Annotated in this window: 13 protein-coding genes; 9 read left to right on the plus strand and 4 right to left on the minus strand. The window is 69.4% G+C overall.

Translation table 11 applies throughout. The features are described 5' to 3' along the window. Positions 1 to 32 precede the first annotated feature (32 nt). From ACZZZN_RS16430 to ACZZZN_RS16465, 8 genes are all read left to right on the plus strand, one after another. Positions 33 to 944: a carbohydrate ABC transporter permease gene (locus ACZZZN_RS16430; RefSeq protein WP_463506194.1), complete on the plus strand. Its 912-nt coding sequence runs from the start codon at positions 33 to 35 to the stop codon at positions 942 to 944. Next, positions 941 to 1,867 (plus strand): carbohydrate ABC transporter permease, encoded by a 927-nt coding sequence (locus ACZZZN_RS16435; RefSeq protein ID WP_463506195.1) that lies wholly within the window; start codon positions 941 to 943, stop codon positions 1,865 to 1,867. Before ACZZZN_RS16430 ends, ACZZZN_RS16435 begins: the two co-directional genes overlap by 4 nt. After that, positions 1,864 to 2,559, plus strand: coding sequence for a hypothetical protein (locus ACZZZN_RS16440; protein WP_463506196.1), 696 nt, complete (start codon positions 1,864 to 1,866; stop codon positions 2,557 to 2,559). The genes ACZZZN_RS16435 and ACZZZN_RS16440 overlap by 4 nt, the downstream gene beginning before the upstream one ends. Further along, positions 2,556 to 4,583 carry a glycoside hydrolase family 36 protein gene (locus tag ACZZZN_RS16445; RefSeq protein ID WP_463506197.1) on the plus strand — a complete coding sequence of 676 codons (2,028 nt, stop codon included), beginning with the start codon at positions 2,556 to 2,558 and terminating at the stop codon, positions 4,581 to 4,583. The genes ACZZZN_RS16440 and ACZZZN_RS16445 overlap by 4 nt, the downstream gene beginning before the upstream one ends. Beyond that, positions 4,580 to 5,473 carry a family 43 glycosylhydrolase gene (locus ACZZZN_RS16450; RefSeq protein ID WP_463506198.1) on the plus strand — a complete coding sequence of 298 codons (894 nt, stop codon included), beginning with the start codon at positions 4,580 to 4,582 and terminating at the stop codon, positions 5,471 to 5,473. The genes ACZZZN_RS16445 and ACZZZN_RS16450 overlap by 4 nt, the downstream gene beginning before the upstream one ends. After that, the gene (locus ACZZZN_RS16455; protein ID WP_463506199.1) at positions 5,470 to 6,471 is read left to right on the plus strand and encodes a hydroxyacid dehydrogenase; all 1,002 of its coding nucleotides are present in this window, start codon (positions 5,470 to 5,472) and stop codon (positions 6,469 to 6,471) included. The genes ACZZZN_RS16450 and ACZZZN_RS16455 overlap by 4 nt, the downstream gene beginning before the upstream one ends. Next, the gene (locus ACZZZN_RS16460; RefSeq protein ID WP_463506200.1) at positions 6,471 to 8,084 is read left to right on the plus strand and encodes a glycoside hydrolase family 43 protein; all 1,614 of its coding nucleotides are present in this window, start codon (positions 6,471 to 6,473) and stop codon (positions 8,082 to 8,084) included. The genes ACZZZN_RS16455 and ACZZZN_RS16460 overlap by 1 nt, the downstream gene beginning before the upstream one ends. A gap of 94 nt (positions 8,085 to 8,178) precedes the next feature. Next, positions 8,179 to 12,015, plus strand: coding sequence for a carbohydrate-binding protein (locus ACZZZN_RS16465; protein ID WP_463506201.1), 3,837 nt, complete (start codon positions 8,179 to 8,181; stop codon positions 12,013 to 12,015). 65 nt (positions 12,016 to 12,080) lie between these two features. Here the strand turns inward: ACZZZN_RS16465 and ACZZZN_RS16470 are convergent, their stop codons facing one another. The 4 genes from ACZZZN_RS16470 to ACZZZN_RS16485 all read right to left on the minus strand — a co-directional run bounded on the left by ACZZZN_RS16470 (position 12,081) and on the right by ACZZZN_RS16485 (position 14,395). Beyond that, a complete protein-coding gene (locus ACZZZN_RS16470; RefSeq protein ID WP_463506615.1) occupies positions 12,081 to 13,205 on the minus strand; it encodes a LacI family DNA-binding transcriptional regulator in 1,125 nt (374 codons plus the stop codon). Between the two features lie 73 nt (positions 13,206 to 13,278). Then, the gene (locus tag ACZZZN_RS16475) at positions 13,279 to 13,587 is read right to left on the minus strand and encodes a transcriptional regulator (RefSeq protein ID WP_463506202.1); all 309 of its coding nucleotides are present in this window, start codon (positions 13,585 to 13,587) and stop codon (positions 13,279 to 13,281) included. Beyond that, complete coding sequence (locus ACZZZN_RS16480; protein ID WP_463506203.1) at positions 13,584 to 14,075, minus strand: DUF1129 domain-containing protein; 492 nt, start codon at positions 14,073 to 14,075, stop codon at positions 13,584 to 13,586. The genes ACZZZN_RS16475 and ACZZZN_RS16480 overlap by 4 nt, the downstream gene beginning before the upstream one ends. A 47-nt stretch (positions 14,076 to 14,122) precedes the next feature. Beyond that, positions 14,123 to 14,395, minus strand: coding sequence for a multidrug transporter (locus ACZZZN_RS16485; protein WP_463506204.1), 273 nt, complete (start codon positions 14,393 to 14,395; stop codon positions 14,123 to 14,125). A 248-nt stretch (positions 14,396 to 14,643) separates the two neighbouring features. On the opposite strand from ACZZZN_RS16485, the gene ACZZZN_RS16490 reads away from it, so the two are divergent. After that, positions 14,644 to 15,288: an MIP/aquaporin family protein gene (locus ACZZZN_RS16490; protein ID WP_463506205.1), complete on the plus strand. Its 645-nt coding sequence runs from the start codon at positions 14,644 to 14,646 to the stop codon at positions 15,286 to 15,288. Positions 15,289 to 15,301: the final 13 nt, after the last annotated feature.

Consider the following 15,301-nt stretch of genomic DNA (forward strand, 5'->3'; position numbering starts at 1 on the left):
CCCCGCGAGCGGCGATCGATCAAGGAGAGAACATGAGTGCACACACCGAGGTCCGCGTGCGACCACGATTCAGTCGAGGGCGTCTGGCCATGCTGGGCTTCGTCGTGCCCGCGCTGGTGATCTACCTCCTGATGGTGATCATCCCCTCGCTGCAGACGCTGCAGCTGAGCCTGACCGATTGGGACGGCATCAGCGACGACTACGACTACGTCGGCATCCAGAACTACGAGGACATCGTCGCCAGCGGGCGGTTCTGGAACGCGGTGCGCAACACCCTCATCCTGGGGCTCGGCTCGGCCCTGATCATCAACGTGATCTCGCTGGCCGTGGCGCTCATGCTCGACAAGCTCAACCACGCACAGGGCTTCTTCCGCACGGCGGTCTACCTGCCCGCTCTCGTCAGCGCCTTCATCATGGCGACGATCTGGAAGTACCTGCTCAACTACAACTTCGGCTCCGTGAACACGGTGCTGCGAGACATGGGGATGCCCGAGTGGGCCCGCGACTGGCTGGGCGACAGCAGCATCGTGATCTGGGTGATCCTCTTCATCACCTGCTTCACGCTCGGCGGCAACACCACCCTGATCTATCTCGCGAACCTGCAGTCGGTGCCACAGGAGCTGATCGAGGCCGCGCGCATCGACGGTGCGAGCGGCGCGAAGGTCTTCTGGAACGTGACCTGGCCGATGATCGCGGGTGCCGTCACGGTCAACATGACGCTCGCGATGATCGCCGGCTGGGTGATCTTCGACCAGGTGCTCGTGCTCACGTCGGGAGGCCCGGGGTTCGTCAGCGAGACCATGGCCTTCTTCATCTACAAGGTCGGCTTCGGCGAGTACCGGGCCGGGTTCGGGTCGGCGGCCGCCGTCGTGCTCTTCATCGTGGTGATCGTGAGCACCGTCGCCGCGAACGCCTACATGCGCAAGAGGGAGATCCAGGCATGACCGAGACGATGACCCAGGTCACCATGAAGATCGAGCCGGAGGCGCGCCCTGCGGGGATCGCCCGCATCCCCCGTGCGCCACGCGTTCGCCGCGAGAAGAAGAAGTGGTCGATCGGCGAGATCGTCGTGATGGTGGTGCTCAGCATCCTGGTGCTGATCGTCGCGTCGCCGGTGATCTACGCGCTGCTGAACTCGTTCCGCTCGTACGCCGAGATCACCAAGGACCCCATGGGCCTGCCCACGTCGTTCGCCTTCGACAACTACGTCGCGCTGTTCCAGCAGACCGACTTCCTCGAAGCGGTGCTCAACACGCTCATCATCACCGTCGGCACGGTCGTGATGCTGGTGATCATCGTGCCGATGGCCGCCTACGGCATCGAGCGGGTCGGCGGACGCACCTCGCGCTTCCTCTACGTGCTGTTCATCGCAGGGCTCATGATCCCGTTCCAGGTGCGCATGATCCCGCTCGTGAAGGGCTTCGACGACGTCGGTCTCTACAGCACCCTGCTCTCGGTGATCCTGGTGCATCTGGGAGGGGCGGCGAGCTTCGGCATCCTGCTCTACTGCAGCTTCATCAAGGGCATCCCGATCGAGGTCGAAGAGGCCGCGCACGTCGACGGCGCAGGGCGCCTGCGCACGTTCTGGCTCATCGTCTTCCCGATGCTGCTGCCGGTCACCTCGGCCTTCGTGATCATCCAGTCGCTCGGGCTGTGGAACGACTTCTTCATCCCCCTGGTGTTCCTCGACTCGTCGTCGGCCGGAACCATCAACGTCGCGATCAACCGCATGGTCGGTCTGCTCACCTCGCAGTGGCAGCTGATCTACACGGGAGCGATCCTCGCGATCGTGCCCTCGGTGGCGATCTTCGCGGCATTCCAGCGCTACTTCATCAAGGGCATGTCGGTCGGGGCGGTGAAGGGATGACCACCGTGACCACCTCGCGCCTCGGCCGCCTGCTCGGCTACGACGGCGTCATCGCGACCCTGCTGCTCGGGGCGTTCCGGTACTTCCTCGTGTCGCTGTCGTTCGTCGCCTGTCTCGTGCCGATGCTCGCCTTCCAGGCGCTCGTCGGCTGGCAGGCCACCCACATCGCCCTCTGGCTCGGCGCCGCCGCGGTGCTGCCCACAGCCCCCGCACTGCACGGGCTGGTGCGCGCGGCCGCCGGGCTGCTCGATTCCGATCCGCACGTGGCGCAGATCTTCTGGCGCGGATTCGCGGATGCCGTGCGCCACCGCTGGGGCTCGGCTCTGGCGCTGAGCGCCGCGGTGCTCGTGCTCGGGTACGACGTCGCGCTGCTCGGAGCGGATGCCGGAGTGCTGCTGGGCGCTGTGGCCGTGGCCGCCGTGGTCGCCGCGACAGTCGTCGCCACCGCGTTCCTCTCCGACTCACCACTGCGCGGGGCCGCGTTCGCGCTCGCCGCGGTGCGCATCGTGATGCAGCGTCCTCACCTCGCGCTCGTCTGGCTGCTGCTCGCCGTGCTCGCAGGTCTCGCCACCTCGCTGCCGGTGGTCGGTGCGGTCGCCTGGCTGTCGACCCCGGCGCTCGCCGCCGTCGCCGCGACGATCTGCACCCGCACCCTCGGCTTCGAGAGCGCCCGTGAGCGGGTCGGCGCATGATCGCCCGCATCGGCGGATTCACCATCGCCGGCGGCTCCGACGGCCCCGTGACCCTGGCCGTGGGGGACGCCCACCCGGCCGCGCTCGTGGAGATCTTCACCGCCGCAGAGCAGCGTGAACGCACGAGCCAGGCGTACGTGCGCTCGGCTCCGGGCGCGCGGCTGCGCCTCGAGAACGCGGATGCCGCACCCGACGCCGTGACGCTCGTGCAGCGCGACGAGGTCACCGGTCTCGAGGTGACGAGTGTGCTCGCCCTGTCGGGCACAGCCGTGCGGGTGCAGCACACGCTGCGCGGCACCGTGCCCGAGCCGGTCGTCGTCACCGCGGTCAGCTCGGCGACCGTCGGCGTCGGTGCGGGCCCGTACGCGGGGGAGGAGTACGACCTTCTCACCGCGCGCAGCGAGTGGCTGGCCGAGAACCGCTGGCACGGTCGCGCGCTCACCGACGAGCTGCCGCCGCTGTCGCTGCCGATCCACGCGCAGGACGGTCGGGGCCACGCCGCCCTGACCAGCCACGGCGCATGGTCGACGGGCGAGCACCTTCCGGTCGGCGCCCTGGTGCACCGAGACGGCTCGGCCCTCGCCTGGCAGATCGAGAGTGGAGCAGGCTGGCACGTCGACCTGAGTCAGGGCCTCGAGGGGCTGACCCTCTCGCTGCTCGGTCCCACCGATCTCGAGCATCAGTTCGCCCACGTGCTCGGGCGGGGCGACGACTTCACGACGGTGCCGGTGGCGCTCGCCGCGTCGAGTCAGGGCTTCGAGGGGGCGATCGCCGGGCTCACCGCGCATCGACGCGCGATCCGTCGCGTCGACGGCCCGGACCTGCCGATCGTCTACAACGACTTCATGAACACGCTCATGGGACAGCCATCGTCCGAGGCGCTGCGCCCGCTGATCCGTGCCGCCGCCGAGGCGGGCGCGGAGGTGTTCTGCATCGACGCCGGCTGGTTCGCCGACCCCGAGATCGGGGACTGGTGGGACACGGTCGGCGAATGGCAGGAGGCCCCGAGCCGCTTCGACGAGGCGGGGCTCCGCGGCATCATCGACGAGATCCACGCGGCCGGCATGCGCTCGGGCCTGTGGCTCGAGCCCGAGGTCGTCGGGGTGAAGAGCCCCACTGCACAGGCGCTGCCGGACGACGCGTTCTTCCAGCGGTTCGGCGTGCGGGTGCGCGAGCACGACCGCTACCACCTCGACTTCCGGCACCCCGCGGCACGGGCGCATCTCGACGAGACGGTCGACCGGATCGTGCGGGACTACGGCGTGAGCTTCCTGAAGCTCGACTACAACATCAACCCCGGTGCCGGCACCGAATGGCAGGCGACGGCGGCCGGAGACGGCCTGCTGGGCCACGTCCGCGCGCTCGGCACCTGGCTCGACGACGTGCAGCGACGGCATCCGGATCTCCTGATCGAGAACTGCTCGTCCGGCGCCATGCGCGCCGACTACGCCCTGCTCTCGCGCACGCACCTGCAGTCCACCAGCGACCAGCAGGACTTCCGGCTGTATCCGCCGATCGCAGCGTCGGCTCCCGCCTCGATCCTGCCGGAACAGGCGGGCGACTGGGCCTACCCGGCGGTCAGGATGACGGATGCCGAGACGGCCTTCACCCTCGTCACCGGACTCAGCGGACGGCTGTATCTGTCGGGTTTCCTCGGCGAGCTGCGCCCGGAGCAGCAGGCGCTCGTGGCCGAGGCCGTCACCCTGCACAAGACGCTGCGCGGCGGGTTGGCGGAGTCCGACCCGTTCTGGCCGCTCGGCCTGCCGACCTGGGATGCCGAGGTCGTGTGCCTCGGGCTCCGTGCGCACGAGCAGACGCTGCTCTTCGTCTGGGATCGCTCAGAGGAGCCGAGCTCCTTCACGATCCCCGGTGTGCGCGAGGGGGAGACGCTGTTCCCCGCGAACGCGGCGGCAGGCGACTCCGCCGGCGCGTGGACGATCGAGAACGGTGACGACGGCATCCGCATCGAGACCCCGTCAGGACTCGGCGCACGAGTGCTCCGCGTCTCGGAGGACCGCTCGTGACCACCACCATCCGCACCGGCGAGCTGTTCGCCGACGATCGCGGGCGCACCGCGCAGCTGCACGGCATCGGCATCCAGCGGGTGGGTCGTCACTGGTACGCCTGGGGCGAGGACAAGACCGCGGGCGACCGGTTCACGGCCGTGGCCTGCTACCGCTCCACCGATCTCGCCACCTGGGAGTACCTCGGCGACGCGCTCGCCGCGGGCTCGGGAGACCTCGCGCCCGATCGCATCGTCGAGCGACCCAAGGCGCTGCGTCGACCGGACGGCCGCTGGGTGCTGATCCTGCACATCGAGAGCGCGGACTACTCCGACGCCAGGGTCGGATACGCGATCGCCGACGACCCCCAGGGGCCCTACGACTATCTCGGCAGCGAACGCCCCCTCGGCAACATCAGTCGCGACATCGGGGTGTACCAGGAAGACGGCATCGGCTACCTGCTCTCCGAAGACCGCGAGAACGGCCTGCACATCTACCGGCTGCGCGAGGACTACTGCGGTGTCGAGTCGATCGTCGCCACGCTGCGTCAACAGGATCGTCCGGAGATCGGCTACGAGTCGCCGACCCTCGTGCGCCACGACGGGCTCTACTACCTGTTCGGGTCCGACCTCACGGGGTGGGACCTCAACGACAACAAGTATTCGACCGCTCCGGCGCTCGAGGGGCCGTGGTCGCCCTGGCAGGACATCGCTCCGGCCGGCAGCCGCACCTTCGACTCGCAGGTGAGCGTGGTGCTGCCGGTCGACGGCGGACACGTGTACATCGGCGACCGCTGGGATCGGGACGATCTCGCGTCGTCGGCACCGATCTGGTTGCCGCTGCGGGTCGAGGAGGGTCGCGCCGAACTGATCTGGCGCGACGACTGGAGCATCGAGGAGCTGAAGAAGTGAACGACCGACCCCGCGCGATCGTCGCGATGAATCCGCCGGCGCTGGCCGAGAACCTGTTCGGTCCCCACCGTGCCCGCCTGTCGGGTCTCGTCGATGTGCCTGCCGAGGTGCTCACCGAGTTCGAGAGCGACCACGCGTCTCGCCTGATCGGCGACGTCGAGATCCTGCTGGCCGGATGGGGATGCCCTCGGGTCGATCGCGAGATGCTCGACCGGATGCCGAGCCTGCGTGCCGTCGTCTTCGCCGGCGGCACCGCCAGCGCCGTGCTCGACACGGTCGAGGCAGTGCGGCGGGGCATCGTGTTCACGAACGCGGGGGAGGGCAACGCGCAGGCGGTGGCCGAGTACACCGCGGCGACGATCGTGCTGTCGGGCAAGAGGGCGCGGTACGCCGAGCAGATCTACCGTGAGGGTCGGGCGTTCGTCGATCGTGAGGCCGATCTGCTCGACACCGGCAACTACGGGCGCACGGTGGGCCTCGTCGGCGCCTCGCGGATCGGTCGCCGGGTGGCGCAGCTGCTGCTGGCGACGGATCTGCGGGTGCTGATCTACGACCCCTACGCCTCGGAGGAGGAGGTCGTCTCGCTCGGCGGGCGCAAGGTCGAACTCGACGAGCTGCTCGCCGCCAGTGACATCGTCTCGCTGCACGCCCCGGCGACGCCGGAGACCGAGCGCATGATCGGCGCCCACGAACTCGCCGTCATGCGCGACGGAGCCGTGCTCATCAACACGGCCCGCGGCTCGCTGATCGACCACGACGCGCTGCGCACGCACCTGCGCGTGGGGCGGATCGACGCGATCCTCGACGTCACGGAGCCCGAGCCGCTCGCGGCCGACGACGAGCTGTGGAGCCTGCCCAACGTCACGCTCACCCCGCACATCGCCGGCGCCACCGGCAACGAGCTGCACCGACTGGGGCGTGACGTGATCGACGAGGTCGTTCGTTTCATCGCGGGCGAGGCCTTCGTCGGTTTCGAGCGGGTGCCGGGGGTCGTGTGATGGGAGTGATCCGCAATCCGATCCTGCGGGGCTTCAACCCCGACCCCTCGATCGTGCGGGTCGGCGACGACTACTTCATCGCCACGAGCACGTTCGAGTTCCACCCGGCGGTGCGCATCCACCACTCCACCGACCTCGTGCACTGGACGGTCTGCGGGCATGCGCTCGACGAGGGCTTCGACCTGCGCGGCATTCCCGATTCGGGCGGCGTGTGGGCGCCGAGCCTCTCGCACTCCGACGGCCTGTTCTGGCTCGCGTACTCGGTCGTGAGATCGATGGACGGCGACGACAAGGACATCGACAACTACCTCGTCACGGCCGAGAGCATCGAGGGGCCGTGGAGCGAGCCCGTGCATCTCGGCTCGCGTGGATTCGACTTCTCCCTGTTCCACGACCCGGACGGCACCCACTGGATCGTCGGCGTGCAGTGGGACCAGCGGCCGGAGCATCCGTCGTTCGCAGGGCTCGTGCTCGAGCAGTATCTGCCCGACGAGAAGCGCACGTCGGGCACGGCGACCGTGATCCATCAGGAGCCGACGCTGGTCGAGGGACCCAACCTCTATCGCATCGGCGACTGGTACCACCTGCTGATCGCCGCGGGCGGCACCGGCTGGAACCACGCCATCACGGTGGCACGATCGCGGGAGATCGCCGGACCCTACGAGCGCGACACGCAGCCGTTCGTGCTGACCACCCGCGATGCCCCTGGCCTGCCGTTGCAGAAGGCGGGGCACGGTGAGCTGGTGCAGACTCCGGGCGGAGAGTGGATGCTGGTGCACCTCGCCAGCCGGCCGACGCTGCATCTCGGGGAGCGGTACAGCACCCTCGGGCGCGAGACCTGTCTGCAGCGCGTCGTGTTCGACGACGACGGATGGCTGCGGCTGGCGCAGGGCGGACATCATCCGGACATCGAGGTCGACGTCGGCGGCGACGCCGCCGCTGGCCCTGCCTCGCGCGGCTTCGTCGAGCGTTTCGCCGCGCCCGCACTCGACTCGCGCCGGTGGTCGACGCTGCGTGCTCCGCTCACGTCCGACGTGGCGGACCTGACCGCTCGACCCGGATGGCTGCGGCTGCGCGGCGGGCATTCGCCGGCATCCGTCTTCGATCAGTCGATGATCGTGACCAGGGTCGAGGAGCACCGGGCGACGTTCGAGGCCACGGTCGATGCCGTGCCCACCAGCACCCGCGAGCTCGCCGGAGTCATCGCCTGGTACGACCGCAGCGGCTGGATCTGGCTGCAGCTCGGCTGGGATGCCGAGAACGGTCGCCACCTTCGCGTCGTGAGCCGAGACGGAGCGCGAACCACCCGCTCGGCGCCGATCGCGGCGCCCGAGGGGCCGGTGCGGCTGCGGGCCGACCTCGACGGACCCGACCTGCGGTTCGCCGTCGCCGCGGTCGGCGAGGATCACTGGGTCGACGTGCCCGGCATCCACCCGGCCTGGACGCTGTCGGACGACCATGGCGACCGGCTGCGGTTCACCGGCCTGTTCTTCGGCATCCGGGCCGACGACCTCGACGGCCGCGGGTGGTCCGCCGATGTCGCGGATGTCTCCCTGAGCTTCGGCGCCGCTGGCCGTGCCGACGACGATGCCCACTCGGCGGGGGAGGACTGACCCCCGCACCTCTGAACCCCTGACCGTCGCGAAGTTCCTGCTCCTGCATGCCCTCGCGCCGTCGATCGACGGCGCCGTCACGGAAGAGAGATCGATGAAGATCGAACGACGCAGTATCCGAAAGACAGTCGGTGCGTTGACCGCCGGGGTGATCGCCCTCAGCGGCGCGCTCCTCGTCGCGCCGCCGGCCGCCGCATCCGCCGCCGCCCCTGAATCCGCCGCCGCGCCACTCGTCGCGGCCGCCGCGCAGACGCCTGCACCCGAGATCGTCGAGACGGTCAGCGACGCCGGCTTCGCGCATCCGGGGATCGGCTTCACGGCCGACAATCTCGAGAACATGCGCACCCAGGTGCTCGCCGGGGTCGATCCGTGGGCCAGCTACTACGACGCGATGGTCGACACCCGCTATGCGGCGCGCGACTACCGCGTCGAGAACGCGCAGCCCGGCACCGACCTGCCGAAGAACGACGCCTACGCGAGCGTCGGGATGCGGTCGATGGCGCAACGCGACGGCATCGGGGTGATGACCCAGGCGCTCGAGTACGTCGTCACCGGCGACGAGCAGTACCGTGCGAACGCTTTGCACGGCCTCAGGGCATGGAGCAGTCTCGATCCCGCGAAGTACGAGTACTTCGCCGATGCGCACATCCATACCGGTGTGCCGCTGTACTACATGCTGATCGCGGCCGAACTGATCCGCAGCACCGACCCTGCGAACGACTCGCTCGACGGCTACGACCTGCGTTGGACGGATGCCGACGAGCAGCGCATCGAGGACAACCTCGTGCGGCCGGTGCTCGACACCTTCCTGTCCTCGAAGAACCGACTGTGGAACCAGCACCTCTACGGCGTGATCGGCATGATCTCTGCGGCGATCTTCCTCGACGACGCCGACCTCTATGCCGAGCGGGTCGAGTGGTTCACGGTCAACGCCGGCTACGAGAGCGAGCACGACCTGTACGGCGGCAACGTGAACGGATCGCTGGAGCAGCTGTTCCGCGAGGTCCCCGCCGACGCGCCAGGGAACACGACCGGCGCTCCGTTCGTGCAGCACATGGAGATGCTGCGCGACCAGGCGCACGGTCAGGGAGACGTCGACCTCTTCGTCGCCCTCGCCCGCATCGTCGACGCGCAGGGCACGACCCTCGATCCGACCGCCGGCACCGTGTCGGATGCTGCGGATGCGGTCTCGCCCTATGACTTTCTCGACCACCGCATCCTCGACGGCGCCGACACCTTCTACGCCTTCATGATGGGCGAGGAGGTGCCGTACATCCCGGCGAACGAGGGCGGTGCGATCTCGCAGGCGTATCGCGGTCGGCTGCAGGATCCGCTCAGCGAGGCGTATCTGCAGTATCGCTACGTCGCCGACGTCGACATCGCCGCCGAGGCGCCCCATGTCGCCGAGCTCTACGAGCAGCGCGATGGGCCGCTGTACTACTACGGCACCGGCGTGCAGAACTTCTGGAACGACCGGGGATCCGACTACACCGGCGCCGAGTACTGGGTGGCGTTCCCCGAGGAGCTCGCCGAGGTCGACGATTCCGTCGCGCCTCTCGCGCCGAGCGCCGAGCTCTCGGTGGGCACCTTCGGCACGCCCCTCGGTGCGGGTGCCGCGCGGGGAGAAGACGCCGACACCTCGTTCATCCGGCTCGATGCTGCCGCAGACGCAGCGAACCTCGCGGTGCGCCGCGCCATCTGGGGCGACCGCGCCGCGGCCCAGTCGCTCGTCGGACTGAAGGTGCGAAGCGACGGAACCGCCCGACTGCAGGCCTCGCGCACGGCAGATGAGTCGCCGTTCGCCGAGATCGTCGTCCCCGACACGGGTGGCGAGTGGCGCTACGTCTGGCTGGATCTGGCGCTCACGAAGACCCCGGGTGCGGTGGGCGAGAACATCCTGTTCCTCCGGGCGACCGGATCGGACGCGACGGTCGACGTCGCGGGTCTGCTGGCGCAGGCGAACGGTGTGCTCACACCGCCCGTGTTCGCGGATGCCCCCGCGCTCGACGCCGTGCTCGTCGCGGGCGAGCAGTGGACGCGCGGGGTCGCGACCTCGGATGCCGCCGGTGAGACCGTGACCCTCGCGCTGCAGGATGCTCCCGCGGGGGCGACCCTGCAGGGCGACACGATCAGCTGGATCCCCGCGCAGCCGGAGGCCGCGCAGATGACCGTCGCGGCGTCGGACGGCACGACCATCACGGCGCTGCCCGTGACGATCACGGTCGTCGAGAGTCGAGACGCAGCGATCGCCGAGCTGGTCGGTCGTGTCGGCGCGAGCGGCGAGTACACCTCGGCGAGCTGGACCCGGTTGCTCGAGGCGCGCACGAATGCCGAGCAGGGAGTGCCGGATGCTGACGCCGCTGCCTTCGCGACGCTTCTCGAAGAGCTCGGCGATGCCGTCGCGGGTCTCGTGGTCCTCACCCCCGTGCTGGCCGACGGAACGCTCGACTACCGCTCGCTCGTGAGCGCCGCGCCGCTCACGGCCGCCCAGCTGACGGCGATCACCGACGGTGACAACCAGACGACCTGGGGCGACCAGCGCGTGCCGAGCATCGTCTTCGACGTCGGTTCGGCGTTCCGTGTCGGGGTCGACCGGTTCGGCTTCCAGGCCAGGGACACGTTCGCCAACCGGGCCGAAGGGACGAACGTCTACGGCTCGGACGACGGAGCCACCTGGACGCTGCTCACCGAGCATCCGAACGCGGGTCAGGACTCGTCGATGGAGTGGATCGATGTGCGCGAGGAGGTGCAGGGTCAGCCGTTCCGGTTCCTCAAGTTCCAGGTCGACGAGCCCGGCGTGCCGTCGGATCCCGCGTATCCGGGAATCTGGAGCATCGCCGAGATCCGCATCGACGGCTCGCGTACCGAGGCCGTCGGCTCGATGGACACCGTGTCGCTCTCGTCGGCGGATGCCGTCGCCGGTCGCATCGTGGCGGGCGACGACGTCGAGGTGCGCGTCACCGGCCCGTCGGGCAACACGGACGTGAGGGTCACGGTTCTCGGCGCCCCGGCGACGGTGACCTCGACGGCGGCCGGAGAGTGGGTCGCGACGGCCGCGGTTCCCGACAGCGCTCAGCGAGGTGCACGGGTCGACTTCTCCGTCGACTTCACCACCGCCGACGGGCGGGATGCCGACACCATCCACGCCACGACCGACGGATCGAGACTCTTCCTGTCGAGCGACGACGGACGCATCGACTCGGCGTTCCGAGAGGCGACGGTGCTGCGCCCCGACGGCGTGGTCGATGCCGCCTGGACGCAGTACACGGCGAGGATGCTCGACGGCGATCCTGCGACGCACTCCGACACCCGGCTGAACTCCGGGCTGTACGGCAACGTGTGGGACTTCGGCCCCGACACGACGGTCTCGCTGAGCGGCGCGGAGATGCTCGTGCGTCAGGACGGGTACGGCACCTCGCGCATCGCCGACATGAGACTGGAGGGCTCGAACGACCTGCAGACGTGGACGCGACTCACGCCCGCGGCCCCGGCCAAGACGCTCGACTGGCAGCAGTGGGCAGTGGAGGACGACACGTCGTTCCGGTACATCCGCCTCGTGAACGGCCAGATCCTCAATGTGGCCGAGCTCATCGTGTTCGGCGAGGTGTCGACCGCTCCGGCCATCCCTGCCTGGGACGCGGCCACCGTCTATGACACCGCCGACGTGGTGTCGCATGACGGAGCCGTCTACACGGCGCAGTGGTGGACGAAGAACGAGGCGCCGGGCAGCACCGCCACCGGGTCGTGGATGCGGCAGGGTGCGCCCGTGCCGGCGGCGGGCGATGCCGTGCGGTCCTGGACCGCGTCATACGTCTACGTCGGCGGAGAGGTCGTCGCCCATGAGGGTCACACCTTCCGCGCGACGTGGTGGACCCGCAACCAGGAGCCGGGCGATGCGAACGGCCCGTGGGAGGATCTCGGCGCCTACTGACCGGATGCACGGGGGTGGCGCGGCGGGTCGTGCCGCGTCATCCCCTGCCGCGTCATCCCCTGCTGTCAGGCTCGCGCCGGACCGGTCGATCCGCGGATGATGAGCTCGCTCGGCAGCACGACCGGACCGTCGTAGGTGTCGCCGACCGCGATGCGCCCGGCGAGCTCGCCGACGTCGTGGAAAGGGGCGCGCACCGTCGTGAGCGAGGGGGTCAGGTCGGCGACCAGTTGCATGTCGTCGTAGCCGACGACCGAGATCTGCGCCGGGATCGCGATGCCCGCGCCGTGCAGTGCGCGGCAGATGCCCACCGCCATCACGTCGGTCTGACAGACGATGGCGGTGACCTCGGGGTGGCGCTCGACGAACGAGATCGTGGCTGCGGCCGCCTCATCAGACGAGTTGCCGCTCTTGACGGTCAGCTCGGCGTCGAACTCGATGCCCGCGTCGGCGAGCCCGTCGTGGTAGCCGAGGAAACGCTGGTGCGGGGTCGTCATCTCATCGAGCGAGCCGATGAACGCGATGCGACGATGCCCGAGCCCGACGAGGTGCGCGACGCCGCTCTGCACCCCACCACGGTGGTCGTAGTCGATGGACGCGATCTGCGGGTGGTGGGGGAGCGCGGCGCGACCGCACAGGATCAGCCGGGCACCCACCCGTGCGAGCGTGGTCGCGTACCCCTGCGCGCGCTGTTCGAACTCCTCGTTCGCGGGTGTCGACCCGACCAGCAGCACCGCGGCGACCCGCTGCTCGCTGAGAGTCTCGATCAGCGCGGCCTCGCGGTCGAGGTCTCCGCCCGTCGTGCACATCGTGAACAGGTGCCCGTTCGCGGTCGCGACGTCTTCGGCGCCGCCGGCCATCGTCGCGAACGTCGGGCCGACCATGATGCTCGACACGAAAGCGATGCTGCGGCGTCCGACACCCATCATCGATCGGGCGAGTCCGTTGACGACGTAGCCCAGCTCTTCGGCGGCGGCCAGCACGCGAGCATGGCTCGCCGACTTGCCGGCGGCGCGGCCGGCAAGGACGCGGGAGGCGGTGGCGCGCGAGACATCCGCCAGGCGCGCGACATCGGCGAGGGTCGCGCCGCCGCCGCGCTCCGGTCCGGGCGAGCTTCCCGGCGCGCGGGAAGGTCGTCGTCGAGGGCGGTGGTCACAAGGGCAATCTACCCCGGAGTCGGGGCCCGCCCGCAGCGGACGCGCAACTAGTTCCGAGTCGACGGTGGTCGCCTGGCATCCGGGCGGTGCGCGGTGATGCCGCCGCGCCTCAGTCCGCGGCGATGCGAGTGAGCTCGGCGAGGTGCCCCTCGAAGGCGCGGCGCCCCTCGGGGGTGAGTGCGATCCAGGTGAGCCGGCGCGCGTCGGCGCGTCCCGGTGAGCTCTCCTTGCGAACGGCGAGGTAGCCCGCGTCGACGAGCACCTTGATGTTCTTCGAGAGTGTCGCGTCGCTGATGTCGAGGGTGTCGCGCACGGCGGCGAACTCCACCTCGGTGATCCTGCGCAGCAGTCCGGCGATCCGCAGTCGGATCGGTGAGTGGATGATGTCGTCGAACCGGGGGGCGACCTCGGCGCTCATGCGGCACCGTCGGTGGTGCGGGCCAGCTCGCTGCGCAGCATGTCGTCGTAGCGGCGGCCGAGGATCACGGTCGCCACCGCAGCGAGACCCGCCGGGATCAGGACCCACCACGGCGATGCTCCGATGAACTTGATGGCGAGGGCGGAGACCATCCCGATAGCGAGCACGGCGATCGTGGAGATCAGGATCCTCGTGCTGCCGGGGCCGCTGCGGTAGGAGGTCGAGATGCCGTACAGCCGGCTGTAGGTCAGTGTGAGGGCGGGGATCGCGATGATCGCGAGTGCGACCAGGATGATGCTCGCGACGCCGGGGAGCGCCTGCGATCCGATCATCGTGAAGATGATGGCAGCGAGCCCGACGTGGTACCACCAGGGCGTCACTACCCGACGCGCGAGGATCTCGCCGTCCTGGTTCAGGCGGTCGAGCGCCTCCCGCGCCTCGGCGGAGGTCGGCCGAGGCGGCTGCGAAGCCGAGAAGTCGTTTTCCATATCGGAAAGCGTAGTGATCGCTTTCCGGATTGGCAAGTGTTGTTCGGTCAGGTCCTGTCGGCGGCGGCGTTGTCGCCTGCGTCGTCGCCCGCGGGCTCGGCGCCCGGTCCGGGGCCCGGCCGCACGGCGGCATCCGGAAGGATGTCGATACGTGTCGTGCCGTCATGCTCCGAGACCTCCACGCGCGGCGCGGCGTCGGCCTCCGTGGCATCCGGTGCCGAGGTCAGCTGATCGTGACGCTTCTGCTCGCGGGACATCTCGTCGTGGCTCTCGTGGCTCTCGTGGCTTTCGTGGCTTTCATGGTTCTCGTGGTGGGTCATGAGCTGACCGTAGGAGTCCGGGGTCGAGGAGGCGACGGGGTTGACAGGGCTCTCCCGCGGCTCGGTGGTCGTTGCGCCCGCTCCCTCGTCACATATCGGCATGCTGACTCAGGATTCCAGCGCTGCGCTCACCGGTCGGCGTGTCGCGCCGCTAGATTCGGCTCGAAATGGAGGGTGCGTCGGCCGGGGTGTGCGTGTCGACGGAGTAGTCGCTCTCCACTGACACTCACAAAAAAAGGGGCACACGCATGACCGGAACACTTCGCAAGGCGGTCGCCGAGGCGATCGCGACCTTCCTCTTCGTCCTCGCCATCATCGCGGCGGTGAACAGCGGGAGCCCGCTGACTCCGCTCGCGATCGGCTTCACGCTCGCTGTTCTCGTCTACGCGACGGGGCACATCTCGGGCGCCCACCTCAACCCGGCCGTCTCGGTCGGTGTCTTCCTGCGCGGCGGCCTCAGCGTCGTCGACTTCATCGCCTACCTCGTGGCGCAGTTCGTCGGTGGCGCGCTCGCCGCGCTGGCGAGCCTCGCCGTGTGGCCCGCCGGGGGCGAGGCCATGGTGATCGAGGTCGGACCGGCGTTCTTCGTCGAAGCGCTGTTCACACTGATCCTCGTGTACGTCGTGCTCAACACCGCGACGTCGAAGGACACCGAGGGCAACTCCTTCTACGGCCTCGCGATCGGTGGCACCGTCTTCATCGGCGCGGCGACCGTCGGATCGATCTCGGGTGGCGGCTTCAACCCGGCCGTGGCGCTCGGCCTCTCGGTCGGCGGCTACTTCGACTGGGCATCGCTGTGGCTCTACATCGTCGCCCCGGTGGTCGGTGCAGTCATCGCCGCCGTGCTCTTCCGCCTGCTCAACACCGACGACGCCAAGAAGATCGGCGCCTGACGGTCGCGTGCCG

Source organism: Microbacterium sp. AC145 (assembly GCF_979258505.1).

Coding starts and splice junctions, on each gene's coding strand:
- ACZZZN_RS16430 (WP_463506194.1), top strand. CDS start 33: ATGAGTGCACACACCGAGGTCCGCGTGCGACCACGATTCAGTCGAGGG.
- ACZZZN_RS16435 (WP_463506195.1), top strand. CDS start 941: ATGACCGAGACGATGACCCAGGTCACCATGAAGATCGAGCCGGAGGCG.
- ACZZZN_RS16440 (WP_463506196.1), top strand. CDS start 1,864: ATGACCACCGTGACCACCTCGCGCCTCGGCCGCCTGCTCGGCTACGAC.
- ACZZZN_RS16445 (WP_463506197.1), top strand. CDS start 2,556: ATGATCGCCCGCATCGGCGGATTCACCATCGCCGGCGGCTCCGACGGC.
- ACZZZN_RS16460 (WP_463506200.1), top strand. CDS start 6,471: ATGGGAGTGATCCGCAATCCGATCCTGCGGGGCTTCAACCCCGACCCC.
- ACZZZN_RS16465 (WP_463506201.1), top strand. CDS start 8,179: ATGAAGATCGAACGACGCAGTATCCGAAAGACAGTCGGTGCGTTGACC.
- ACZZZN_RS16475 (WP_463506202.1), bottom strand. CDS start 13,587: ATGAGCGCCGAGGTCGCCCCCCGGTTCGACGACATCATCCACTCACCG.
- ACZZZN_RS16480 (WP_463506203.1), bottom strand. CDS start 14,075: ATGGAAAACGACTTCTCGGCTTCGCAGCCGCCTCGGCCGACCTCCGCC.
- ACZZZN_RS16485 (WP_463506204.1), bottom strand. CDS start 14,395: ATGACCCACCACGAGAACCATGAAAGCCACGAAAGCCACGAGAGCCAC.
- ACZZZN_RS16490 (WP_463506205.1), top strand. CDS start 14,644: ATGACCGGAACACTTCGCAAGGCGGTCGCCGAGGCGATCGCGACCTTC.